Source organism: Pirellulaceae bacterium (genome assembly GCA_029243025.1).
In the GTDB taxonomy this organism is placed as follows: domain Bacteria; phylum Planctomycetota; class Planctomycetia; order Pirellulales; family Pirellulaceae.
In genome coordinates this window covers 289572-315159 of sequence record JAQWSU010000018.1, presented here as the reverse complement: position 1 = coordinate 315159, position 25588 = coordinate 289572, and the positions used below count along the sequence as shown (strand labels likewise).

The 25588-nt window shown below is 52.7% G+C and carries 16 protein-coding genes and 1 riboswitch; of the genes, 7 read left to right on the top strand and 9 right to left on the bottom strand.

The window, feature by feature from the left end; genetic code table 11:
* Window positions 1-100 precede the first annotated feature (100 nt).
* From P8N76_08780 to P8N76_08770, 3 genes are all read left to right on the top strand, one after another.
* On the top strand, window positions 101-1669 hold the full coding sequence (locus tag P8N76_08780) for a sigma-70 family RNA polymerase sigma factor (GenBank protein MDG2381756.1): 1569 nt from the start codon (window positions 101-103) through the stop codon (window positions 1667-1669).
* A gap of 154 nt (window positions 1670-1823) precedes the next feature.
* A riboswitch (cobalamin riboswitch) is annotated at window positions 1824-2032 on the top strand.
* Between the two features lie 245 nt (window positions 2033-2277).
* Window positions 2278-3114 carry a DUF1559 domain-containing protein gene (locus P8N76_08775; protein ID MDG2381755.1) on the top strand — a complete coding sequence of 279 codons (837 nt, stop codon included), beginning with the start codon at window positions 2278-2280 and terminating at the stop codon, window positions 3112-3114.
* Between the two features lie 46 nt (window positions 3115-3160).
* The gene (locus P8N76_08770; GenBank protein ID MDG2381754.1) at window positions 3161-3946 is read left to right on the top strand and encodes a DUF4465 domain-containing protein; all 786 of its coding nucleotides are present in this window, start codon (window positions 3161-3163) and stop codon (window positions 3944-3946) included.
* Between the two features lie 17 nt (window positions 3947-3963).
* Here P8N76_08770 and P8N76_08765 read toward each other — a convergent pair whose 3' ends face one another.
* From P8N76_08765 to P8N76_08755, 3 genes are read right to left on the bottom strand one after another with little or no spacing between them, the layout of a single operon-like run.
* Window positions 3964-4773 (bottom strand): class I SAM-dependent methyltransferase, encoded by an 810-nt coding sequence (locus P8N76_08765; protein MDG2381753.1) that lies wholly within the window; start codon window positions 4771-4773, stop codon window positions 3964-3966.
* Window positions 4770-5798: an agmatine deiminase family protein gene (locus P8N76_08760; GenBank protein ID MDG2381752.1), complete on the bottom strand. Its 1029-nt coding sequence runs from the start codon at window positions 5796-5798 to the stop codon at window positions 4770-4772. The genes P8N76_08765 and P8N76_08760 overlap by 4 nt, the downstream gene beginning before the upstream one ends.
* On the bottom strand, window positions 5785-6675 hold the full coding sequence (locus P8N76_08755) for a carbon-nitrogen hydrolase (GenBank protein MDG2381751.1): 891 nt from the start codon (window positions 6673-6675) through the stop codon (window positions 5785-5787). The genes P8N76_08760 and P8N76_08755 overlap by 14 nt, the downstream gene beginning before the upstream one ends.
* A gap of 63 nt (window positions 6676-6738) precedes the next feature.
* Between P8N76_08755 and bioD the strand changes: the two genes are divergently transcribed.
* Window positions 6739-7443, top strand: coding sequence for a dethiobiotin synthase (gene bioD / locus P8N76_08750; GenBank protein MDG2381750.1), 705 nt, complete (start codon window positions 6739-6741; stop codon window positions 7441-7443).
* An 81-nt stretch (window positions 7444-7524) separates the two neighbouring features.
* Here bioD and P8N76_08745 read toward each other — a convergent pair whose 3' ends face one another.
* From P8N76_08745 to P8N76_08720, 6 genes are all read right to left on the bottom strand, one after another.
* A complete protein-coding gene (locus P8N76_08745; GenBank protein ID MDG2381749.1) occupies window positions 7525-9690 on the bottom strand; it encodes a DUF1926 domain-containing protein in 2166 nt (721 codons plus the stop codon).
* A gap of 134 nt (window positions 9691-9824) precedes the next feature.
* Window positions 9825-10871, bottom strand: a complete 1047-nt coding sequence (galT, locus tag P8N76_08740) for a galactose-1-phosphate uridylyltransferase (GenBank protein MDG2381748.1) — start codon at window positions 10869-10871, stop codon at window positions 9825-9827.
* The gene (glgA, locus tag P8N76_08735) at window positions 10816-12306 is read right to left on the bottom strand and encodes a glycogen synthase GlgA (GenBank protein MDG2381747.1); all 1491 of its coding nucleotides are present in this window, start codon (window positions 12304-12306) and stop codon (window positions 10816-10818) included. The genes galT and glgA overlap by 56 nt, the downstream gene beginning before the upstream one ends.
* Window positions 12307-13003: 697 nt before the next feature.
* Complete coding sequence (locus tag P8N76_08730) at window positions 13004-14068, bottom strand: cyclase family protein (GenBank protein ID MDG2381746.1); 1065 nt, start codon at window positions 14066-14068, stop codon at window positions 13004-13006.
* A 45-nt stretch (window positions 14069-14113) separates the two neighbouring features.
* Complete coding sequence (locus tag P8N76_08725; protein MDG2381745.1) at window positions 14114-15871, bottom strand: hypothetical protein; 1758 nt, start codon at window positions 15869-15871, stop codon at window positions 14114-14116.
* A gap of 9 nt (window positions 15872-15880) precedes the next feature.
* Complete coding sequence (locus P8N76_08720; GenBank protein MDG2381744.1) at window positions 15881-17050, bottom strand: enolase C-terminal domain-like protein; 1170 nt, start codon at window positions 17048-17050, stop codon at window positions 15881-15883.
* 216 nt (window positions 17051-17266) lie between these two features.
* Between P8N76_08720 and P8N76_08715 the strand changes: the two genes are divergently transcribed.
* The 3 genes from P8N76_08715 to P8N76_08705 all read left to right on the top strand — a co-directional run bounded on the left by P8N76_08715 (window position 17267) and on the right by P8N76_08705 (window position 25208).
* On the top strand, window positions 17267-17617 hold the full coding sequence (locus P8N76_08715) for a hypothetical protein (GenBank protein ID MDG2381743.1): 351 nt from the start codon (window positions 17267-17269) through the stop codon (window positions 17615-17617).
* 233 nt (window positions 17618-17850) lie between these two features.
* Complete coding sequence (locus P8N76_08710) at window positions 17851-23751, top strand: Ig-like domain-containing protein (protein ID MDG2381742.1); 5901 nt, start codon at window positions 17851-17853, stop codon at window positions 23749-23751.
* Between the two features lie 158 nt (window positions 23752-23909).
* Entirely contained in the window at window positions 23910-25208 is a 1299-nt protein-coding gene (locus P8N76_08705; GenBank protein ID MDG2381741.1) for a thymidine phosphorylase, read from the top strand.
* The last annotated feature ends 380 nt before the right edge of the window (window positions 25209-25588 follow it).

The window sequence follows — 25588 nt, the reverse complement described above, 5'->3', positions numbered from 1 at the left end:
TCGTCATCAACGTAGTTGGAGTCGCCGTCTATTTGGTCAAGCACGGGGGTGCTTCCTTCCTTTTGTCAACTTCTAGACCGTTTGGTGAAGGAGCTGGGGTTTGTACACACTGATCGAGGACTTCGAGGACGACGCGCGCACCACAACTGGTGATGCGTTTGCAGCAGGCGCTGCAGATGTTGTTCCATCGGATGACGATGACGAAGGTGGTAGTCTGACGGCCGCAGAGATGTCTGCGGCGGAGTCAGATTCGGGTGACGCGCCGCGTGAGGAAATAGCGGGTGAATTGGATGCCGAGTCGTGGTCGGATGACCCGGTTCGTATGTATCTGACACAGATGGGCGAAATCCCGCTGTTGACGCGAAAGCAAGAGATTGAGCTTGCCAAGCGGATTGAAAACACTCGTCAGCGTTTCCGCGCGAAGCTATTAGAATGCAATTACGTCATTCAATCGGCCTACAAGGTTCTGAATCGCGTCCACAATGGCGAATTGCCGTTTGATCGAACGGTTCAGGTTTCGGTAACCGATCGTCTGGAAAAGGATCAAATTTTAGGGCGACTGCCGCACAATCTGAAGACTCTGGATGTGGTGCTCAAACGCAACCGACGAGACTACCTGATCAGCGTCAACAAGCGACAGTCGAAGGCCAAGCGACGTGCTGCTTGGCACAGTTTAGGTCGGGGGCGAGTTCGTGCAGTACGGTTGGTCGAAGAGCTTGGGTTGCGAACCCAGCGAATTGAGCCAATGATTCGTACGTTAGAAGACTTCAGCCGCCGAATCGATGAACTCAGCAAGAAGATCAACGAGCATAAAACGAGTAAAGGCCCGGCAGAAGAGCGTGAAAAGTGGGTTCGTGAATACCGCAATTTATTGATGGCCTGCCAGGAAACGCCGACAAGCCTGCGGAATCGGGTCAAGTTTTTGCGTTCTGAATATGCTCACTACCAACAAGCCAAACGTGAATTGTCAGAAGGTAACTTAAGACTTGTTGTCTCAATTGCTAAGAAGTATCGGAACCGTGGTTTGAGCTTCTTGGATTTGATTCAAGAAGGCAACGCTGGGCTGATGCGGGCAGTCGATAAGTTTGAGTATCGTCGCGGGTTTAAGTTTTGCACCTATGCGACTTGGTGGATTCGTCAAGCGATCACTCGCGCAGTGGCAGACCAAAGCCGCACGATTCGAATTCCCGTTCATATGGTTGAAACGATGTCCCGTGTTCGCAATGTCTCACGTCAGTTGTTACAAGAATTGGGACGTGAGCCCACGATCGAAGAAACAGCACGCCGATCCAATACGACGGTGGAAGAAGCGCGTCGGGTGTTGGCGATGAGCCGGTATCCGATCAGCTTGGATCGTCCTGTTGGCAACAGTGAGGACAGCCACTTTGGCGATTTGCTTCCAGATGGGGGTGCTGAAAGTCCCGCGACTGGCGCCTCGCAAGAGATGCTCAGGGGACGAATCAATAAAGTTCTGAAAACCCTTAGCTATCGTGAACGCGAGATCATCAAACTGCGATATGGTTTGGGCGATGGTTACAGCTACACGCTCGAAGAGGTGGGGCATATCTTCAAGGTGACACGCGAAAGAATTCGTCAGATCGAAGCGAAAGCTGTGCGGAAATTGCAGCAGCCTAGTCGTAGTCAGGAGCTGGTTGGCTTTCTCGACTAATCTCTTGATTTGACCTCAAGACTCAATTTTGTTGTGGTGCTGGTCGTTCCCTGGAGGGAGGTCGCACCACAACAAATTCGGACAGCCGAGCTCTCCAGCAGGAGCTCGGCTTTTTTTCTTGTAGCCTAGACGTTGCAACAAGTCTCTGGTAGATTTCTTCCCACTAGACGTTGGTGCTCGACTGCCCATCCGGCATCGAGGGAAAAGGGAACACCGGTGAAATCCCGGGACGGCCCCGCCGCTGTGATCAGGTGCAAAGTCCGACTAATTCTGATGCCATTGTTGATCGATTGAATCGACGACGAGAAGGCAAGTTGGGATAGCCTGAAAGTCAGAAGACCTGCCAACGTCATTCGTGCAAAGCTTTGCGAGGGTCGAAGCTTGCGTCGGTGCTTATTGCGAGGAATCGCTAATCAAGGCTAGACCGCTTGAGGTTGCTCTTCACTGAGAGTCTTCACTGAGAGTTTTCACTGAGAGTTTTCACTGAGAGTTTTTACTGAGAGTTTTTACTGAGAGTTTTTACTGAGAGTTTTCACTGAGAGTTTTTACGGTGGGACGTCGCACGTCGAGGTTGATCTTGGGTTGGTGTTGGTCTGCGCATACCTATTATGGCTATTTTTACTCAGCGAATGCCAGTGACTTTGACGACGGATCGTTCCGTTCAATCCGCGCGCTGGGCTTTTACACTGGTTGAACTGCTTGTTGTTATTGCGATCGTTGGATTGCTCCTCGCACTTCTTTTGCCGGCTGTGGTCGCCACTCGGGAATCATCTCGTCGAGTGACCTGCACCAATAATTTGCGGCAAATCGGCGTTGCTTTACAGATGTACCACGAGCAGCATGGCCACTTTCCCATTGGTGGCGTGGAATGGCGACCACAGGGAAATCAGTCGAAGCGGCAGCTCGCTTGGTCGGCCTTCTTGCTGCCCTTTCTTGAACAACAAGCTGTCTATGATCAGCTCGATTTGTCGTTGGCTTTTGATAGCCCTGGAAACTCATCGGCGGCTGCGGTTGTGATCAATGTTTTTGTTTGTCCGACGAGCGAGCGGGGAACCCGGTTGGTTGATGGACGCGGTCCATGCGATTATGGCGGCATTTATGGCGAACGGATTTCGGGACCTAACAACCCTCCCAAGGGCACGATGCTCTACGACCAAGCGGTTCGCAGTATTGATATTCGAGACGGATTGTCAAACACGTTGATGGTGGCGGAGGATACCGCTTGGCCGGATGGTCAGTGGATCAATGGTCGTAATATTTTTGATCAGGCTTTTGCGATCAACGCCTCGCCAGCGTTCGAAAATGACATTCGGAGTCATCATCCGGGTGGCGCTAATGCTGTCTTTGCGAATGGAACGGTTCGGTTTTTGGAGGAGACAATTGCTTTGCCCGTTCTTGCATCGATCTGTACTAGAGCGGGTGGAGAAGCAGTCGAAGAATTTTGACTGGGGAAAATTGCAAACAACTTTTGTACCAATTGAAAGAAGGAACATGATGAACACCGGACTTTTATGGAGCTGTCTCTTCGTTGTCTGTTTGTGCCCATGCGTTCGGGCAGAGACAATCGTTGATTTTGAAGATCTGGGATTGCCTCCGAATTCGGCGGCGCCAGGCGATGCCAGCCAGCTTTCCTTTGTCAGTCGTGGTGTAGAATTTAATCGCACGTGGAATGCCGACTTTGATTGTTGCCCGGGTGCTTGGGCAATCAGCAACCAGGTCGATTTGACCACGGCGGGATTCACTAATCCTTATTCAGCTTTCGTCCTGCCGGACGGTGGTGGAGTGGATGGTTCGGCTACCTTCGCGATTGCCAATAATGCTGTTCAAGGCGAAGCACAAGTGCGGTTTCCCGAACCAGCCACCGTCCGTGGCACTTACGTAGCCAATACCACTTATGCTTACTTGGCGATCCTCGACGGCAATGACGCAGCAGGATTTGTAAAAGGACCGTTTGCTGAAAATGATTGGTTTCGGTTGGAATTCGTTGGCTTCAATGACCAAAGTCAGGAGTTGGGCACGGTCGAGTTCTATTTGGCTGACTTTCGCAATGGAGCGAGCAATGTGGTGTCAGATTGGGCTTGGGTGGATCTGACCTCGCTTGGTGACGAGGTGTCGCGATTGGATTTCCGACTCTTGTCAACGGATGGGGGTGATTTTGGCATGAACACCCCCGCCTATTTTGCTATCGACAATCTTTCCTACGAGGTGGTGCCGGAGCCGACCTCGCTGACTTGGTTTGCGGTGGTCATCCTGGTCGCATTTTTTCTGCGTCGTTAAGGCCCCCAACGGAAAAATCAAGGTGTCCAAACCATTGGCATTTGTTGACTATCGGCGCGTCGCCTGGCTTTGATGCGAACGTAGGGAGGAGCGTACTGACTTCGGTGCCCGAACGTGCCAAGCTCCGCTTCCGGCTCCGCATGGCAAGGTTCCGTCAGGTCTTCGATTAAGAAACCCGCTTGACACATCGCTCCAAGTAACTGATCCCAGCGATGCAAGAACTCCAGCGTTCCTTCTTCGCGGTGCAGACTGCCGTTGACTGCGGGGAGTGGACCTTCTCGGTAGTAGGGTTCTGCCAAAGGATAACCTGCGTCGATGGGAGTGGTGGATGCCTGCAGGCTAACGGGTTGTTTGTGTTGGCTAATATAGAGTCCACCCGCAGCGGTGACTCGTGAAACTTGTTGGTAAACCGCGTTCACATTCGGGACGTAGCATGTGCTGACCGGATGAATCACGATGTCGAACTCGCCGACTGAGAACATAGCGAGATCGTCCATGGATGTTTCCACGGTGCGGATGTCCAGTCCGCGTTCGGCGGCCACGATGCGATCTAGTTCCAATTGATCGGGGCTGACATCCACGACGGTCACTTGCGCTCCGGTCGCTGCGTAAAGAGGTGCTTGGCGACCTCCGCCGGCGGCGAGGCACAGCAGGCGTTTGCCCTCAATTTGCCCTCCCAGCCAGCCGTTGCCGTCCAGGATTCGCAGCGGTTCCCGGAATTCCTCATCTTTTGCAGCTCTGGTGAAGCGTTGCTTCTGCTTGGCCAATTGATCCCAAGCGTTTCGGTTGTGTGCAGCCGCGGAGGCGTTAGTCGTTTGTTGTTTCATGGTAAGTTCGAAACAGGTTCTTGTTGGGTCAGACAGTGAATAGCTCCCAAGCCAGCGACTAGAATATCCGCGGCTTGGGGCACAATCTTTCGGTTCGGAAACGAGTCCTGAAGGCATTCGCAAGCCACGGAATCCGCTGGATCATCGAACGTCGGAACGATTACCGCTTGATTGGTAATATAGAAATTTATGTAACTCGTCGGCAAGCGTTGTGATCCGTTCCAGCGAGCTGCGGGCATTGGCAGGGTTTTGGTTTTCAGTTCGATTTGCAATTCTTCGCTGATTTGACGTAATCGAGCTTGGTTTTGCTGGGCCATGGGATGTTCGGGCCGATCAGCGAGGATGACGGTCGTGCGATCAATAAACCTGGCAATCTGATCGATGTGGCCGTCGGTGTCGTCGCCAGGGATCTCACCGGCCAACCAGATCACTTTTTTCGTGCCGAGCCAGCGGGCGAGCCAACTTTCCAACTGTTGGCGGTCCAATTTCGGATTTCGATTGGGATTCAGTAAGCAGCGATCGGTCGTGAGTAGCAGCCCGGTGCCATTTCCATCAATCGCGCCACCTTCCAAAACAATATCTGCCGAAAAACGGCGTTTACCGGTTAGCTCACCGATTCGACGTGGGACCGAGTCATCCCGGTCAAAAGGCGCATACTTGTTACCCCAAGCGTTGAATTTCCAGTCAATTATGGCAGCTTCCCGTTCAATCTGATCGGCAGAAAGAAACGTGGGGCCATGATCCCTGATCCAGGCATCATTGGTAGCGATCTGGTGAAATTGAGTGTTGGAGATTCCTGAGAGCATGCGCTCAGCCGTTCGCAAGCTTTCGCCTTCACCTACCAGCAGCCGGACGGGTTCGAATTGCGCGATGCTGTTGACGAGTTCTGCGAATTGGCGTTGGGCGGCCTCAAGGCAGCCTGGCCAAGTTTCGGCATTGTGAGGCCAGGCAAGCCAAGTTGCCTGGTGAGGTTCCCATTCGGCAGGCCACCGATAGCCGAGTGATACGGGGTCAGCAATCGTCATCTTCGAGGTACCGTTTTTCAAGTCCTTGATAGGCGTCGATTCTTCGATCACGTAGGAAGGGCCAATGGGTACGAACGGCATCGACTTGGGCCAGGTTGCATTCGGCGCGAAGAATCTGTTCCCGGTCATCGGCCGCTCGTGCGATCACGTTTCCGTTCGGGTCGCAGATAAATGACTGGCCCCAGAATTCGAGTTCACCTTCCTGCCCGATCCGATTTGCTGCGGCAACAAAAACCCCATTCGCAATCGCGTGGCTTCGCATCATGGTTTCCCACGCCGAGCATTGGGTCGCACCCCACTGTTCTTTTTCCGCCGGTAGCCAGCCAATCGCCGTCGGATAGAACAGAATCTGAGCTCCACTTAATGCCGTCAGCCGCGCGGCCTCAGGAAACCATTGGTCCCAGCAGATGCAGACGCCAAGCGGACCTTTTGATGTTGCGATCGTTCGAAATCCGAGGTCGCCAGGTGTGAAATAGAATTTTTCATAATAAAGCGGATCGTCCGGGATGTGCATTTTTCGGTAACGTCCAACTTCCCTCCCGTCGGTGTCGAATACGACTGCTGTGTTGTGATAGATGCCTGGAGCACGTTGTTCGAAGAATGAACCGATCACGACCACCTGGTTGCTCTGGGCTGCTGCCGATACGCGATCATAGGTTGGCCCCGGCAAGGGTTCGGCGAGATCAAACTGTTGATGGTTTTCGGTCTGACACGGGTACTCGCTGGCAAATAGTTCCTGCAAGCAGACGACGTCTGCGCCCTCGCTGGCGGCTGTCGCGATTCGCGCTAGGGCTGTTTCGATATTCGTTTGTGGGTCACAGCAGCAGCTCATTTGAATCAAAGCTACCTGGATCTGCGGGGGGAATGGTTCGGTCATCGTCTCGTTTTGCGAGAGGTTGGCTCTTTCGAAGGGGCTGGTGGTGATGGTACCTTAACGGTTATGAAACGCAAACCGAATCATGGGTTGTTCATTACTGGTACGGACACAGGAGTCGGCAAAACGTATGTTACGGCGGCGATTGCTCGTGCGCTGCGAGCTACCGGATGTCGAGTGGGTGTTTACAAGCCTGTCGCCAGCGGTTGTGAAACTCGTGCGGATCAACCGCTTGTTACTGACGCTCAGGAGCTCTGGGACGCGGCCGATCGACCGTTGGATTTGGAGCGGGTTTGTCCGCAGACGTTCGCGGCTCCGCTTGCTCCCCATCTGGCAGCTCGAGCGGAAGGGCGTGAAATGGATGTGGACGGTCTGGTAGGAGGCCTCGAGGCTTGGGCTGACTTTGAATTTGTTCTTGTCGAAGGAGCCGGCGGTCTGATGTCGCCAGTGACCAATGAACTCTATGTGGCCGATTTGGCCGAGCAGATGGGATTTCCGCTTGTAATCGTCGCACCGAATCGAATTGGAGTCATCAATCAGGCGTTGCAAACCTTGATTTGTGCTATGACTTTTCGAGACGGCTTGTCGCTGGCGGGAGTTGTGTTGAATGACCTCGAACATTCCGCCCAAGATGATCCCAGTTTGGAATCGAATCAAGATGAACTGGCTGCTCGCAGTATTCCGCCGGTTTTAGCCCGTGTTGGCTGGCGAGACTCTCAGGCTCTGCAAGCGATCGATTGGCGACAGCTTGCGAAGCTGGAGGGCGAGTAGCGCAAAAAACAACGCGGATGCGCCCCAGACGACTCCCCCCAAAAGCGTCGTCGGTGCGCATCCGCGTTTCTCGTTTCTCGCTTACGACAAGGCTGCTGCGTCCGCGTGCATGCGACTTTCAGCGAATGTCGTGTCGATGTCCAAGTGGAGCGTCACACTCCAACGTCCATCTTGATCGCCGCGGACATGCCAGTGAGGCATAACCATGACTGACTGGTGAACAAGCTCGAAACCACCTTCGGACTGGCTGACGGTTTCTACCGGATGGGTCCAGAAGTTGGTGGGCTGATTCAGGTTCAAGCGAACGCTGAGCCCCAACCACTCGTCGGACAAGCCAAAACTTTGCAGGTTGGTCAACGAAAGTTGCTGACCAAGCTGACCGAACCGTTCGTCACCCGAGAAAAAGTAGCGATCATCGGCGCCGGACGGCATGCCCGCAAAGTTGAACTCGACGCCAAACAGCGTCGGATCGTCCTGAGGTAGCCCTTCCAGAAGGTAGGCAATTTCAAGTGTCGAGACGCCGGACTGAAGGGTGACGCCTTTGGTAATCCGTACGGTGTGGTTTCCGATCTTGCCTTCACGAGTCAGTTGGGCTTGGATGCGATCCGGATTGCGTCGGAGTCGCGATTCAAAGGAACCCTGAACGAAGTCGCCAATTTCGTTGGCCTCACCCCGTGCGACCGATTCCAAACTTGTGTCCGGATGGTAAAAATGGTCGACGAGCGAGTTGCGAGGGTAACTGTCGTACTGAACGCGTTGGTCCAGATTTTCTTGCTTGAAGATAACTCGATCGTGAATGCTGGCCACTTCACCCTCTTGTGAGTTAGCACCAGCAAGCACCTTGCGGTGATAGGCCTCTTCTCGCCGAGTCAGTGAGGCTTGCAAGTTATGGCAAATTGATCGCACGTCTAATTCATACATGTGGCCACCGAAGGACGGCGATAGCAGACACATTAATTTGTCATTTCGTAACTGAATTTCAGGGCGTGCGTCGAAGTTGAAATCGTCGGCGGAGCCTTCTACCCAGCATGCGGGCTTACCCAGAATCTGGTCCAGTAGGTTGTCCGCGGCGATCAGATGGTTGAAGACAGCGTTTCTCAGGTGGGGGAGGTAAACTCCACCGAACGCTCCATGCCAATAACTGCAGTTACACTGACCGCGGTAAAGTTCTCGACGGGGTCCCTCTAGAACCTCCTCGGAAATACCGCTTTGCCTGGCTTCCTCAAGACGACGGCTGACCATCATCATGCGACTATACATCTCGTCAGTCTCGGGATACTTCACTTTGAAGTTCCGCCAGTAACCACCACGTAAATACTGACTGAGTGTTTGCCAACGTTCATCACTCTCCATTTCGTGAGAAAGATGATCAAACTCGTTTTGACGAGCGACAGGCAAAGCCCACTCGGTCATTTCTCGGTAGCTGCCTTCAGGTAAATAGACTTTTCCCGTTGGCGGGACACTTTGCATCGCTTCCGAAAGTGTGACGGTGTGCAGCCATTCCTGATTCGCTGAAAGCAGATCAAAGAATTGGCTCAACCATCCTTCGTCGTAAACATGTCGCTTTGTGTCAGGCCAGGTCCCGAATTTTTCACCGTCGTCGCCAAACACCATGATGGAGCCGGGATAACGTTCGGCCGATTGCCGTAAGAAATCGATGGTCTCATGAGGATTGGCAAACGGAATCAAGTATCGGAGACGCTCGCTACCCGGAAAGACGCTGACCAAGTTACCGTCGTCTTCTGTGACGTAGTAGCCGTGCAGTTGGTCGTCCCGGAGTCCCGCATTCTTGAAATGGCGGTCATCCAAAAGCGTATATTGGATGTTTGCTGCATGGAGGTCGCTGGTGAGTTGCTGTTCCCAAACTCGTTCGGGAATCCACATGCCGCGAATGTCCGCCCCCAAACGAGACTCAAGCCATTTGCTGTAGTCCGTAATTTGACCAATCCGATCACGAGATGGAATCATCGTGAGAATCGGTTCGTAAAAAGCTCCCCCCACGATCTCGATCCTGCCGGCGGTGACAAGACCAGCCAGCCGATCTAAATATTCGGGGTGGTGGTTGTCGAACCACTCGATCAAAGGGCCGCTGGTGTGCAACGAAATACGTAGATTCGAATAGCGTTCAAAGACATCCAAAAAGGGGAGATAGCTGTCTTCGTAAGCTTGTTGAATTACATGGTCAAAATTACCCACCGGTTGGTGGTTGTGTAGCGCGAGGCAAAGATTGATTGTCTGTTTCATCATCGTCGTTTTTTTGGGGGAGCGAGATTTTGGTGAACGGTTTTTGTCGAAATTGGCGCCGAACCAACCCAAAGGTTAGATCGGCACATCTTGCCTTGCTTATCTATCTTTTCTTGGCGGAAAACTTTTGTTGTTCGTTAGCAACCGGTTTGTTTGCGCAGTCTGACCGCAGCTGCCTCGGGAGAGACACTGTTGATGTGAATCCCCGTACCCCATTCGAGTCCAGCGAGCCGCGCGAGCCGCGGAATAATCTCAATATGCCAGTGATAGTGGTCTTTCCGGCAAGTGTCAAAGGGGTTTGTATGTAACAAGTAGTTGTAAGCTGGCCGATTAAGCTCTTGTTCCAGACCTTGCAATACTTCGTGAACCATCTGCGCGAGTTCGAGGAGTAAATCATTCGCAGTTTGTTCAAAGAAGAACAGATGTTTTTTAGGAAGAATCCAAGTTTCGTAGCTGAACCGACTCGCATAAGGACAGAAAGCGATCAGCTGGTCACTTTCGGCTACGATTCGTAGTTTTTCGTCTCGTTCACGGCGGATCAAATCGCAAAAAACACATCGTCCCGTTTCCAGAAAGAATCTTTTCGAGTTATCGAGTTCCGTTTGCACAACGGGAGGCACAAATGGCAGACCTACCATCTGACTGTGGATGTGTTCACGCGACATTCCGGCCGCACTCCCACAGTTCTTGAAGAAAAATCCGTAAGCGATTGCGTCAGCTTTGGCATAGTCTTGCAAGCGGCCGCGATAGGCCTCGAAAACGATTCGGGTTTCGGCGACAGTCAGTTCAGTCATGCGTCGCTGATGTTGTGGCGACTCGATCACCACATCGTGCAAGCCCAACGAATGCTCCTTGCCGATCACCGGCGAGTCGGGTGTAAGAGAGCCCGCTGGAACGAATGCCGGATAGAGATTCGGGACAACACGAACTTGCCATTCGTGGTCATGCGAAGGGGATGCGGTCGGCGCCCAAACGGCAACCGGTTCGGTCGTTTCGGATTCTCGACCGGCGCAGAACGAGCACGATTCGAGTTGCGGTTCGTCAATCTTGATCGGTAAATCGTGCGGGCGGGCTGTACGGTTTTCGGCGATTACGACCCAGCGTCCCGAGATAGGGTCGTAGCGACGTTCAGGCACAGACGGCTGAGTTGGCTCGGGCGATTGTGGATTCGTAGAGCTCGGCATACTTGCGGGCACTTTCAGCCCAGGACCAATCCTGTTGCATGCCGGTGTTGACCAGCTGATTCCATGTCGGTTTATCGTCGCGATACATCTCGCACGCCCGATCCAAAGTGCGCTCCAACGCCGCCGCTTCGTAGACGTCGAAACTAAATCCGTTGGCGGATTGCGCTGACAGATTACTCGGTGATGCGTCGGCAATCGAGTCCGCCAATCCACCCGTAGCGTGCACGACCGGGACCGTACCATACTTCAAACTGTAGAGTTGATTCAATCCACATGGCTCATAACGACTGGGCATCAAAAAGATGTCAGCACCCGCTTCGATCTGGTGAGCCCACTCGTTCGAAAACTCGAGCTTTGCAGCCACTCTATCGGGATAGTCTGCCGATAGCTGTTTGAACAGTTCATGGTAGCTCGGTTCACCCGTACCGAGAATTGCCCATTGCACGTCGCGAGAGGTGACCCAGTGTCTCATGACTTGTGCGACTAGGTCGAAACCTTTCTGGTCAGCTAGCCGACCGACCAGTCCGATCAAAGGTACGTCCGGCTTTGTCGGTAGTTCCAAACGCTGTTGTAAATCTGTTTTGCAGCTCAGTTTGCCCGTCTGCCAATCCGTCGGATCGAAATTCGACGCGAGGTGCGGGTCGGTTGCCGGATTCCAGGCGTCGTAACTGACGCCATTGATAATGCCCGACAACACCTTACGGCGATGGCCGAGTACGTTTTCGAGACCACATCCAAACGGATCCGTTTGAATCTCCTGGGCATATCGAGGGCTGACCGTGTTGATGGAATCTGAAAACACGATGCCGGTCTTGAGCAGGTTAAGGTTGCCGTAGTACTCCATCTGATGCCAGTTGAAGTACTTCCAGTCGATCCCCGTCAGAAGCATGTCCCAGTGCCAGAACTGACCTTGGTAGGCCATGTTGTGGATGGTGAGCAGAGTCGCGATGTGTTCGTAACCGGGGGCACTTTCGTATTCAATTTTTTGAAGCGCAGGAATCAATCCGGTTTGCCAGTCGTTGGCGTGGATCAAGTCGATATCCAAATCGAGCAAACGAACGCACTCCATTACCGCTCGACAGAAGAAGACAAAGCGTTCGCAATTGTCTTTGTAATCCTCGCCTGATTCACGATAGAGTTCGTTCCGATCAAAATAGTCGGGTTGCTCCACGAAAAATACGGGTACATTGCTGCCCGGCAGCTGGCTGCGAAGGATGCGGCCGCTCACGATTTTGCTTCCGATCGGTATATCGACCGCTAAGCCCGTGTCAGTGAGCGGGATGTCTGTTTTTGTTACCGACCGAAAGGCTGGCATGATCACAGAAATTTGGTGGCCGAGTTTCGCGAGTTCGACGGGCAAAGAACCACAAACATCTGCAAGGCCGCCCGTCTTTGCGAACGGCACAACTTCGCTGCTGGCCATCAAGATCTTCAATGTTCCGACTCCTGCATCGAGGTGGATAGTGGAGCTGTTCCATTCGGAAGGAAACGACGGAATGGAACAAAACATCCAACGAGAGGTTGAGGGCAAGGTTGCTCGCTCCACCCCTTCACTTTAGAAAAAAAGCCAATTGTTACCAGTACTCTTAATCCGCGTGGCTGACAAAATCGAATAGTTTTCGCTATTCAGGTCAGTTTTCCCATCCATCGGAGACCGTTCGAGAAAAAGGTGAGCTTACCTCTGGAATCAGACAGAATTGATCGAATTCATGAACCAGTCGTTGCGGTTGTAAGCGTGACGCAGGGGCCTAACCCGTCGGAGGACTCGTTTTTACTCGAGACGGATCACGCTGTGGGGGCCGCCAAAATGGGTAGACCTTTGCCGGTCAAAGCGAGCAGAATGCTTGGAGCAGAACGTTTGTGAGATGGCCAACACGGACAAACGCACGAAGCTTGGCTGGATTTCGCCTGCGGTCCTGGTTGTCCTCGGAAATCTTCCGAGGACAACGATGAGCTCCAAGAGACCCTTCCGGCGATTGAAGGAGACCGATCGGTCGCGATGTCTTACACAAATGCCACGATTGAGCATGCTGGGAAAGATCGCATCGATCGCAAAGTGTGAAAGGGGTCGGACGGAGGAAGACGGTCCCTGTGGTTGTGGAGACGTAAGGCTTTGCTTGGCGAGTGGTCGCTCACTTCATCGCGAGTGGTCGCATGGTGAACCCGGCCGCCGTGCCGGCGATTTTATTGGTTGAGGCCACGTAGCAGAATTCGTAAACCTCGTCGTCGGCAAGATCCTCCAGGTAATGGAATTCGGCAATGTGTACTCCTTGCTCGATCAGCAAATAGTTGTGGACTGGGATGAATGATTTTGATCCAGCGGCAGCGGGCGCCTGCTCCAGCCCACTCGTATCCGATCCAATCATCATGGCTCCGTGTTCTTCAACCAGGTATCTCGCAGTAGCCAGGGTGATGCCAGCCGAATCGTGCTCGGCAATTTTTTCGTGATCTGCACCGTCGTCGCCCCAGTGTCGCAAAGTTCCAGTCCTGACAAAGACGCAGTCGCCTGGGAGCAATTCCATGTTTTGAGCAGCAAGGGCTGCGTCGATGTCGGCAGGGGTAATGCCGTATCCCGACTCGAGCTCGTCGACTCCTTTGAGCCCTGCGATGTCAAGCATGACGCCGCGCGCTACCACGGGAGGGATGGTGGTTGAATCACACTTGCGTGGTCCAAAGTCACCTCCCCACTGACTTTCCGTGAAACCATTGTACCAGTGGTTGTCTTTGCCAGCCGTGACGTGACCGAGACCATCGATTTGGGTCGCCACATTGTCGTTGATAAACAGCGCGCAACTGTGCCAACGATTCTCGACCGGATTAACAGCCGGCAGCGCGAATTCATGGTCTTTTTGACGGGCCACTCCCTCCGGTGATCGGTAAGTCATGACTTCTCCAGGGCTGTGCCCGGGCCAGATGTAACTGTTCCGACTGTAAGTGATGCCAAGATCATAGACTTTGCCATGGGTGGCGAGTCGTAGGGCAGCGGCCCGGCTCTCATCCGTCATCGCATTGAAGGCTCCGACTTCATCTTTTCGTCCCCAAATCCAACCCCAGCCGATACCTTTTTTCCAGCCCTTGATTTGTGATGGTTTGACAGCCCCGTTTTGTGCAGAGCCGTCTTGTTCCGCGGAAGCAAAATGAACCGATCCGACAACAGCGACAATCAGTAATGCGGCATACCGTGATAGTGGTTTCATAGTTTTTGCCTGCTCATGATTTGTTGTTTTGACTGACTGGATAGTCTACCAAAACACGACGAACGTGAGTATCAAACCGATCCCCCAAACGGCTAAGCCGAGTAGCAAAGGCGTCTTGGAACTCTCCGTTTTAACATCTACGTCGGCGAGTTTTTCACTTTGGATGATTTGCTTTTGACTTTGCGAGAGCCAGCTGTCTGGAGTTTGGGACTGAATGTAAAGCTCTTTTGGGGAAGTCCAACCGCGGGTCAGTGTGATCAAGAGCATGGTGATTGCCGTCAAGACGCAGCCGAGCGGCGCGGTCGCATAACTGTTCATGAACACGGGCGGCAGTAGCCACAGATTCGACTCGATCGCCAGTTTGGGTGCGTTGAGTGCCACAACGCCAAAACCTACGCCGATAATCAGGCCAGGAAGAGCGGAAGACCGGTGCACGCGCGTGAACGTGCCAAACAGATAGACAGTTAGGAGTGGTACCACGAAGGCACCAACGATTTTGAGATAGGTGAAAATCATTCCTTCAGCCAGAAGTGCCGGCACGTAGATGAAGGATCCGAAGATGATCACTGGCGTTAGCCATCTGCCTACGGCCAAGTAATGTTGATCGCTTCGGTTGGTCACGATCAGGCGAGCATAAATGTCGCGGGTGAGCAGCGAAGAAAGTGTCGAACCGATCGAATCATAGGTAGAAAAAGCGGCTGCGAACACTCCAGCGACGACAAGTCCGGTGAGTCCAGAGGTCCCGAACTGTTGTAAGATGTGAGGGAAAATATTGTCAGACCGACCGTCCGGTAACATGTCTGGGTCGGGAAACAAACCTCTTCCCATCACGCCCAGGCCAAGCGAGAGATAAGTCATGATGATGAGCAATAAGCCGGCTGGTACAATCGCCATTTTCATATGCCACTCGCTCTTTGAACCGAGCAGTCGCATAGACTGCGTGTGATTTACAATCGAGTAGGCAAAGCCGACGATGATGAAATTAATGATAATTAACCAAGCCGGTGTGGTGCGGGTGATCTCGGAGTCAGTCGCGTGATGATGACCGCCGATCCTCAAGGCGCGGGTTAATTGATCGGAAGAAAAATTCGTCGTGTCAATCGTTTCGGTATAGTCACTGCCGATATGCATGATTTGTTGAGCAAGTGCCGGATTTGTTGCCGCGATTTTTTCCTCCACGCCCGTCCAGCCGCCAATATTGTTCGAAACAGCGATGAATATTGTCACGGCTGCGATCAAGATGACGACGCCCTGCATCGCATCGGTAATCGCAACGGATTTAAGACCACCGGACATGGTGTAAATGGTTGCCACAAGAGCAATCCCCACAACGCCTGTCCAGGCGTATTCGCTTTGCCAACCGCAGACGACATGAAGCATGAGATAGATCGCCGTGCTGATCATCCCAATCATCACCGTTCGGTAAAGGACCTGAACCAGCACGCTAATGATGCGCGCACCCACCCCGAACCGAGCCTCCAGAAATTCCGCATTCGTATACATCCCTTGCCGATACATCGGGATTGCAACGAAGTGGGCCAGCACAATCCAACCTCCCATCACGCCGACCAGGTTGGGAACGAATAGCCTCAGCCCCAGGCTATAGGCGCCACCCGTATCCGCAATCAAGTCGGCCGAGTCGATCAGTGTGGCATAAAGCGACAGCCCTACGATCCAAAAAGGCAGCGTCTTGCCAGCCAGAAACCAATCTCCGCTGGTTTTTGTGTCGCGGCCGCGAAAGAGCGCATACGCGATCACCGAACCGTTTAGAAGTATGGCAATGCACCAATCAAGTAAGGTCATAATGAGCGATCAGGAAAAAATCTTGGGGTTCACACTTACTCCGAGTCCAGCCTCCTGGCTCATTCTAACAATGCCGCCTTGCGGTTGTGGTTCTCCGTGGAAAATGGGTTCAACCTCCACATCCGGTAAGGAGTCCCAGGAGGGCATGGGGAAATATTCAATCATTGGGCAATTGACGGTGGCCAGTGAAAAGTGGATGTGCGTGACTCCATAAGCGTGTGGAATGATCGGCAAACCTGCGGCGTAGGCGAGTGCGGCAATCTTTTTGCCCTCCGTGATTCCTCCGCACCGCCGTAGGTCCGGTTGGAGAATATCCATCGCTTCTTTTTCAATGATCTGCTGGAATCCGAATCTTGTGTATTCGTGTTCTCCACCTGAAATTGGAATGTCAGTTTCCTGGCGAAGATTGGCGTAACTGTTGAGATCATCGGGCAAAAAGGCTTCCTCAAGCCAAGCTAGTTGATACGGTTCGAGCATCCGCACCATTTTTTTTGCGTAAAGAAAGTCCCAACCCATGTAGGCGTCAGCCATGATCTCAATGTCATCACCCACGGCGTCCCGAACATTCGCAATGTGCTCTTCGTTGGCCCGCATTCCCTCGACACCGGCACCCGGTCCATAGGGAAATCGCATTTTCATCGCCTTGTAGCCCTCGGCGACGTAGGCCCGTGCCTCTTCCGCCACTTTTTCATGCCCAACCGGATGGAGGGCGGAAGCGTAAACCGGAATGGATTCCCGCACGGGTCCCCCCAGTAATTCGTAGAGGGGCTTTCCCGCCACCTTGCCGGCGATATCCCACAAGGCAATGTCGATCGCGCTGATCGCATGTAACGCGACACCCTTACGGCCATAGGGAAGTGAAGCTCGAAATAAACGGTCCCAAAGGCCCTCGATCTCTGCAGCATTCTGACCAATCAGAAGATGGCTGAGGTGAAGATCGATGAATTTGGCAATTGCATCGCAACCATCCTCGCACCATCCCGAACCGACAATCCCGTCCTCCGTCTCAATTTCAATGACTGCCATTCCTGAATCCCAGAACCAGGATCCACGTGTTTCTTGAAACTGTGGGTAAATATCGAGTGGCGTCACGAGAGGTAGCGATTTTTCTCTCTCCGCCAAGTGGCCCCAAATCGAACGGTTCGCGTGCTTCACGGTAACAGTGCTGATCTTACTCATCGGACAGTCTTTCGAAGGGCGGATTGGCTGCAGGTAGCCACGGAAAGTTTTTAATGGTCACTACTTTAACTCCTTGAAGGTAAAAAAGTGAAGCTAAGCGGCGAGAAAAAAATCCGAACAGGCTACCAAAATCTGATCGTTTGCCGGTCTGAGACGTCGTTTGGGGAGCTAGACGAGATTCGTCAAAACCACCGACACCTCCTGTGAGCTGCTGACATGCGCCCTGGAACAGGCGGCGGCCGCGGCCTAACCGTGAAATCCTTTGTCGGCTCTAAAATTGAGCCAATCATCTGCCGCAAAATCATCAAAGCTGATCGGGATCGAGGTTTCTTCCGCACGATCTCGCCTGCTTGTTGGGTCCATTTCTTCAGGTGGGGCCCTCAGAAGCTCGAACCGTTGCAGAATTGGTTGCATGCGGAGTATGGCGCAGGACAGGCGAATTGGGGTGGCGACTTCCTTTCGTTTTTTCATTGTCCAGACTCCGGCAACCATTCCGCAGTCGATGAAATCCTGAAAGAAATCGCAGTCGACACACGTCTCTTTCTTGCCCCTGGTTGCCTATTTTAATATCTTCTGATTGGCTCACACCTAAAAACTCGCCTGCAGGAACGCAGCGAAAGGTTGGGAAGCTTCGTTTTCGATGGTGCGATCGTAGCACCTGCAGATGAAAACGACTTTTCTGAGTCTCAGGAACGACAACAAATGATTTGGAAGCAAGGAGTGTTGTGGTGTTGGTCCGCAAATCAAGGAGTCGCAGGGGTCTTCGTCGGTTAGGCAAATCAGCAAGACGTTCCGATCGGATGCGAAGACAAGCGAGTTGGCAACTAGAATCTCTCGAAGGGCGCCTGCTGTTAGCGTCCGATCTGCAGGTCGTACAGGAGGTGGATGATTCGTGGGCGTTACCCAATGCGCCCATTACCTTCACGGCCAACACGGAGGGACCTGAGACGGTTATTGTTAAGGGGGCGATCGAGCAACCGGGCGGCACGGACCGCTTTCGTATTTCCGCGCACTCGACCGGTAAACTGATTCTCAATGCAATTTTTGATCACCGTCTGGGTGACCTTGATTTGGCTGTCGATGATGTGGCTGGTAATACAATCGCACGCGCTGAATCAAATGACGATGACGAACAAATTGTGATTCCCGTCGTTTCACAACAGGTTTATTTTGTCAGGGTGTTGGCGAGTGACGGTGAGTCGACGAATCGTTATGACCTGGAGGTTGAAAACTTTGCCGCACCGATTCCGACGGTATTGCGGTTGACCCCGGCAAGCGACACCGGGATGTTAAATCGAGATTCGATTACCGCTGATGCAACACCTGATGTGATTCTGCAAGCAGACTTGGCGGATTACTTGGCGATGGGAGTGTCTTTGCTTTCCTCCCCAGTCGATGCGTCGGGAGTCCCGGAATTGCCAAGGCAAGCGGGTGTTGCCGTAAGAGTTTCCGTCACCAATTTGGATACAGGCGATCTTCACTCCGGCTATGCGACGCCGTTGAATGATTCGGGAACGCTCTATGAATTTACCCTTGCCGATCAAGAACTGGTCAGCGGTCTCTACGTCGTTAATGCGGCTGTAGAAACCTTTGATGGTAGTTTGCTGGGGGACGAGAATGTTCCAGTGACTGGTCGTGGCCAGTTGTCCTCTCCGTTTGGGCTGACCATCGATCTTGATCCGCCAAATGGTGCAGATCAACCTGATCTGTTGAACTCAAGTGACACTGGGATGTCCATGAACGATAATGTTACCTCCCAGGCGCAGCCCGCCTTCAGTGGGATTGGTGAACCGAATGTCAAAGTTCGCATCATGGCTAATCGTTTGGGCGTTCAAACGGAAGTGATTGGTCAATCAGTCACCAACCCAGACGGAAGTTGGGAGATTACTGTTGAGCCCCTTGCGGATGACAAGTATGCCTTTCGCGCTGAGTACGAAGACGTCGCCGGCAATGTGAGCTCAATTGGGGAACCTCTGCTGGCGGAGGTCGATTCTCTCAAGCCGAATACACCGTATCTCGATCTGATGGATGACACCGGTCTTGATGCGGTTGATAACGTCACGAATACGGATTCGTTCCTGGTTTCAATGACGACAACCGATCCGCGTCAACAAAAGCACCTCAATCACTTTAATTACAAATATCGCGTCTTCCTCCGAGCTGATGCCTCCGATCCGAATGGTGATCCAACGGAAGTGATGATCTATGATTCATCGATCGACCCCGACATTCCTGTCGTGAACTTACTGGATGGCCTGACCGATTTGGAGCAACTTTCAAAAACGCTCGGACCATTACCCGACGGTGTTCATAATCTGAAATTGGAAGTCGAAGATCGGGCCGGAAACATCAGCGATGACTTTTTGCTGACTGTTGCGATCGATACTCAAGCACCCATCGCAACGGTCGATTTGATCGAGGCCAGTGATACGGGCGTTTTTCACGATGATAATGTGACTGCCAAGCGGCAGCCCGCCTTTTCTGGTGTTAGTGAGGTCAATTCAAAGATCAGTATCTTTGCTAACGGAGTGCTCGTAGGAACCGGATCGGTTGGAAGTGACGAAACCGATGGGCGTCCCGGAGATGGTCAAGGCGCCTGGGAAGTAACCGTCGAACCGTTGGCCGATGGCGAATACGACATCGTTGCCGAAATTGAAGATCTGGCTGGTAATCGGGGGCGGAGCGAAAGCGTTACCATTTGGATGGTGACGACCGATCCGCATATGCCCTTCCTCGATCTACGCAGTGACTCCGGAATCGATCCCCTTGATCGCATCACCAGCGACAACACGCCCGATATTTTAATCACGGCTGCGACGACGGCAGGGGGAGGCAATAATTCGTTTCCTCGTGATCTTCGCTTTCGAGTCTATGACCGACCCGGCGATGCAATGGGCGAACAGTTGTTAGTTGACTCCTTGAGTTTTCTGGGCGATCTGACTGATCAGGGGCTCTTTGTCGAATCATTACCTGAGTTGGGTGATGGTCTGCACAACTTAAGGGTCGAGGTGGAGGATCGAGCGGGTAACATCAGCCACGCGTTCCTGTTGGATCTCGAGATCGACACGGAATTCCCCTCGCTGCCAGCGGTTTCCTTGCAGTCTTTCAGTGATTCGGGCACCTTCCATGATGATTTTGTGACGGCGATCCGATCGCCCGCATTGGGTGGTACCGGTTCGATTGGCGACCGAGTGTCGGTGATTGCCAACGGCTTGTTGTTGGGAAGCACGGTTGTGGGTAGCGATGTGTCGGATGGAATGGTCGGAGATGGCTTCGGTGCGTGGCAGATCCAACTTGATCCACTCCGTGATGGTGAGCATCAAATCCAAGTTCAAATTGAAGATCTGGCTGGCAACCTCACGTCGGCAGAGCCCTTTTTTATCTGGGTGGATACGACCCAACCCAATCTGCCCTTGTTAGATTTACTCTCAGACTCAGGCCATCGTTCGGATGACGAAGTTACCTATGACAATACGCCGATCCTGTCGGTAACCGCCAACGATACGCCAGCAGGAGGGGAGAACCCGTTTCCGCATGACGTTGCGTTTCGTGTTTATGACCGAGACGGAGTTAGCGAAGAGAAGTTGCTTTACGATTCTTTTGTCGAGTTGGGGGGATTTGTTGCCGGTGGATTTTACGAAATTGCGTTGCCTGAACTGGCCGACGGGAGTCACAACTTGAAGTTAGAGGTCGAGGACCGCGCGGGGAATATCAGTCACGAATTTCTACTAGAGCTTGAAATCGACACCGAACTGCCCGGAGGCGTCACAATTGATTTAGCAGAGTACGCTGACAGTGGTATCAGTTCTCTCGATCATGTGACCAGGATTCAAAGCCCCGCCTTTCTCGGTCATGGGACAGTAGGTAACCGTGTTTTGTTGTTTGCGAACAACGAATTAGTTGGTGAAGCGACGGTTCACAGTGACGACAGTGATGGAACGTCCGATGATGGAATCGGACTGTGGGAAATCACCGTTGAACCTCTTGATGACGGTGTCTACTCGGTTTTTGCTCGTCTCGAGGATGCGGCGGGGAATGTGAATCGCAGTACGGAACTCACCGTTGAGATTGATACCTTGGAGCCAAATACGCCGTTCCTCGACCTGTGGGAAGAATTCGATTCCGGACGTCACAATGACGACAATCGCACCTACGCCGAATCGCTGGTCTTCTCTGCGACTTCATCCGATCCCCACCAGGCCGATCACTTGACCCTCTTTCCCGATGGTCAGAATCTGGAGTATCGGCTTTATGCTCGATCGGAATCCGGAGATGAGCTTTTGGTGTATCGTTCATCCGATGACGCTGCAATCGACGATTTGTTGGATGGGTTAACGTCCAAAACACAGCTTGCGACAACTCCAATCACTTTGCCGGAAGGATTGCACAATCTGAAATTAGAAGTAGAGGATCGGGCCGGTAATTTGAGTCATGACTTTTTGTTGCCGTTGCTTGTCGACCGCACCGGCTATCGCGGTGAAGTCGCGTTGCATCCGGATAGTGACTCGGGGATTAATGGAGCGTTTTCAACTTTTCTCGACGGTGTCACGCGAGATCGCACACCTGATTTTACCGGTCGAGCCGAAGCCAACGGGCTTGTGACGGTGACAATCGATGGTCTACCAGCGGGCACGACTGTCGCGGTTCCCTACGACGGAGACGAGGCAATACAACCCCCGCATCAACCATTTGAACTTGACGGCAATTGGAGTCTCTCCACCGTGACGCCTTTGGCGGAAGGGTCGCATGTTGTGGAGGTTTCCTACGAAGATCCCGCGGGAAATCGCGAAAGCTCTTCGTTCGATTTGATCGTTGACTCGGTAGGTCCCAAAATCGTTAACGTGACTCAGGATGTCGAAGGCTACCCGAGTCTGTTTGACCCGAAACCTGCCAGCGGTCCCGACCCGATCCTGGATCGCATTGTGATTCATGTTTCAGATGGACCTGATCGCGCCGGCATCGATTTTGATGCGGCGGTCTCTCAGCTTCTTAGCGAGGAGGGTCACTATCAACTCGTCGGTGACGCCAACGGAAACATGCCGATCGCGCGGGTTGAAGTCGAGGCCGAAGTCACCGCGACAGGTCAGCTGCTGACGCAAGCCATATTGGTTCTCGCCGAGCCCTTGCCGGATGATCGATACACGTTGACAGTCGCGGATTCAATTACTGATCGCGCCGGTAACTCGCTCGATGGTGAATCAGGCGCCGCTTCGCCCTTTGAAGGATCGCCGGGCCGGACACCGGTGGCTCCCGTTTTTCCATCGGGAGATGGGGTGCCAGGTGGGGAATTCGTCGCACGATTCACGATTGACAGTCGGCCTGAGCTCGGGGTCTGGGGCGCGGGGACGATTTGGGTCGATACCAACGGCAATTTTGCATTTGATCCAGAGAATTTGGACTTTACCAATCGCGATATTGTTTACCGAGCTGGCTTCACCAGTGATGAAGTCTTTGCGGGCAATTTCGCCTTGAGGCCCGATGATCTGACCGATGGTTACGACAAGCTTGCCAGCTATGGGAAATTCGATGATACGTTTCGCTGGTTGGTCGATACGGATAACGATGGAGTTCCCAATATTGATCGTCGTGATCCGAATGACGCCAACGGTTTGCCGGTTGCAGGCCGTTTCGATGCGAATGACGAGAATGGCGATGAGGTCGCGGTTTTTGACGGCCAAGCTTGGTATTTTGACACGGACCACGATTTTAAGACGGATGCGATCGTCCGAAGTAATTTGACAGGTTACCCATTTGTGGGTGACTTTGATGGAGATGGATTCGATGATTTGGCAACCTGGGCCGATGATCAATTCATGATTGACTTGGCGGACGGATCACTTCGTGGTTGGGACGGATTTGCCGAGCACATTATCAACTTTGGATTCATTGGTGTTCGGGAGCGACCGGTTGCTGCCGACATGGACCAAGATGGATTTGATGATCTTGGGATTTGGGTGCCCGATCGTCCTGGCGTCTTGGGACGGGCGGCCTCGGAGTGGTACTTTCTGGTTTCTGGCGGTGAATCCTTGTTGAACCGAATGAGTCCGCCCGATGATCCAGTCAACAGTTGGCCCACGATTGATTACACGCCAACGCCGTTCGGCAACGATTTGTTTGCTCAGTTTGGCGATGAATTCGCTTTGCCGTTGGTTGGTAATTTTGATCCTCCCACCTTGTTGCTTCCCAGCCAGTCAGAGGAGTACACCAATCCTGGGAATCCGCTTGATGTCAACGACGATGGCCACGTTTCGCCCTTGGATGCGTTGTTACTTATCAATGAACTCAACAACGTTGGCGCTCATCAGATCGAAGCTCGCATCGAAGGCGTCAAATATCCGGATGTCAATGCCGATCAATCGATCACTCCTATTGACGCATTGTTAGTTTTGAATGCAACGAATGCTAGTTTGCCTTTGCCGGTTCCCTCGCCTCGCTCCGATGTTTCGCTGACAAGTGCCATGTTGGCCGATCAACTGTTTGCGGATCAACAGGCAGTCACCGATGTCGAACAAAGTGTGTTTGCGTCCCCGATTCTTGCTGCGATGGCTCCGTCAAAAGTTGCTGTCTCGCATGCTCAGGACGATCGATTGGAATTGATCGAACCATCGTTGTCGGAAGGTGATCGTCGCCTTTCGCCCAGTGATCTGACCCAATTACAAAAGCTGGACCTTGCGTTATTCACTGATGATCTTGGCATTTAGATAGCTCGAATTGAAAACCTATCTTGCCGCGAGTTTGGGTGATCATTTCGGCGCGAAAAGGTCAGCATTTCACGTCAGTTGGGGTTTGGTCTCGCCAGCGTCGCTCGAACTGTCTAAAACGGTGTCTCATTGCAACAACCTGACAAGGGACGGTGGTAATGGTGATTCCTGCGAAGATCATTGCGCGAAAACGAGACGGCCTAGAGTTGACGTCCGACGAAATTGCGGAATTTGTTGATCTTTACACGGCCGGGGAAATTCCAGATTACCAGATGGCTGCCTTAGCCATGGCGATTTGCATTCGTGGCATGACGTTGGCTGAGACAACGGCTTTGACGCAGCACAAGTTGGATAGCGGACAGCGTCTGACTTGGAATGATAATGTTCCAAAGGTCGACAAGCACTCAACAGGAGGTCTCGGTGACAAGGTGTCGCTGATTCTCGCACCGCTCTTGGCCTCGTGTGATTTGCACATTCCGATGATTTCTGGTCGTGGGTTGGGGATTACCGGAGGGACGTTAGACAAGTTGGAGGCCATTGAAGGTTTTCGAACTACATTGACGATCGATGAAATTCGACAACAAACTGAAACTGTTGGATGTGTGATCAGTGGCGCCAATTCTCACTTAGCTCCGGCTGATCGAAAACTTTATTTGCTGCGAGATGTAACCGCGACCATCGAATCGGTTCCGTTGATCACCGCCAGCATCTTGAGTAAGAAGTTAGCTGAGTCTCTTGACCGTTTAGTACTGGACGTCAAATTCGGGTCTGGCACGTTCATGGCAGATTCTCAGGCTGCCCGCTATCTCGCACAAAATCTTGTGAGCGTGGGTGAACGACTGGGTGTCAAGACAACCGCGTTGCTTTCAGATATGAATCAGCCGCTGGGCCGCATGGTGGGCAACGCGCTGGAGGTGCAAGAATCGATTCAAGTCTTGCAGGGAGAAGGTCCGTCCGAAGTCAGGGAACTTGTGGTTGCACTGGGTGGCGAATTGATGAGAGACCGTGACAGAACGACGGATCCTGATTCAGTGATGAAACTCTTGAATCGACAGCTTCAAAATGGTGCTGCCTACGACAAGTTTGTCGAAATGGTCAATGCTCAAGGCGGAAATCTCAATCAGCAATTTGGTAGTTATCCACCGCGAACCCTCTGCGCAACAACAGCGGGTTGGGTTAGCCACTTTGATGGTAGAGAACTGGGGCATGCACTTATCTTACTCGGAGCAGGAAGAAAGGTGATTAGCGATCAGATTGATGCGGCAGCCGGTTTTGAGGTGTTGGTTAAGATTGGGGACGAAGTGAAAGTGGGCCAGCCGATGATCCGAGTCTTTGGTAGGTCCAAGGCTGTCGAAGCCGTTTCTGATGCGGTGCTTCAGGCGATTACGATCTCAGCGAATCAGATTGTAAACGCACCGCCGTTAATCGTTGAACGATTGACTATCGATGATTGTTGATGTTGGCATTGATTCACTTTGGGATATCCAACGAAAGATCAAACATGACGCGTGATGGTAGAATTGAAGAGATCGTCGAGGCGGCAATAGCCGCTCGACAGTTCGCATATGCACCGTACTCCCAGTTCGCAGTCGGGGCGGCGTTACTTGATGAGCAAGGGGCGCTGCACACGGGCTGCAACGTGGAGAATGGGTCGTTTGGCTTGACGGTTTGTGCAGAGCGGGTCGCGGTGCAAAACGCCGTTTCGCTTGGACAACGTAAATTCTCGATTCTCGCAATAGCCACTCAGGGCGGTCATGCTCCATGTGGGGCTTGTCGGCAAGTCATTTCGGAATTCGTTCCTGATTTGAGAATTCTGTTGATTGACGTTGCACAGGCG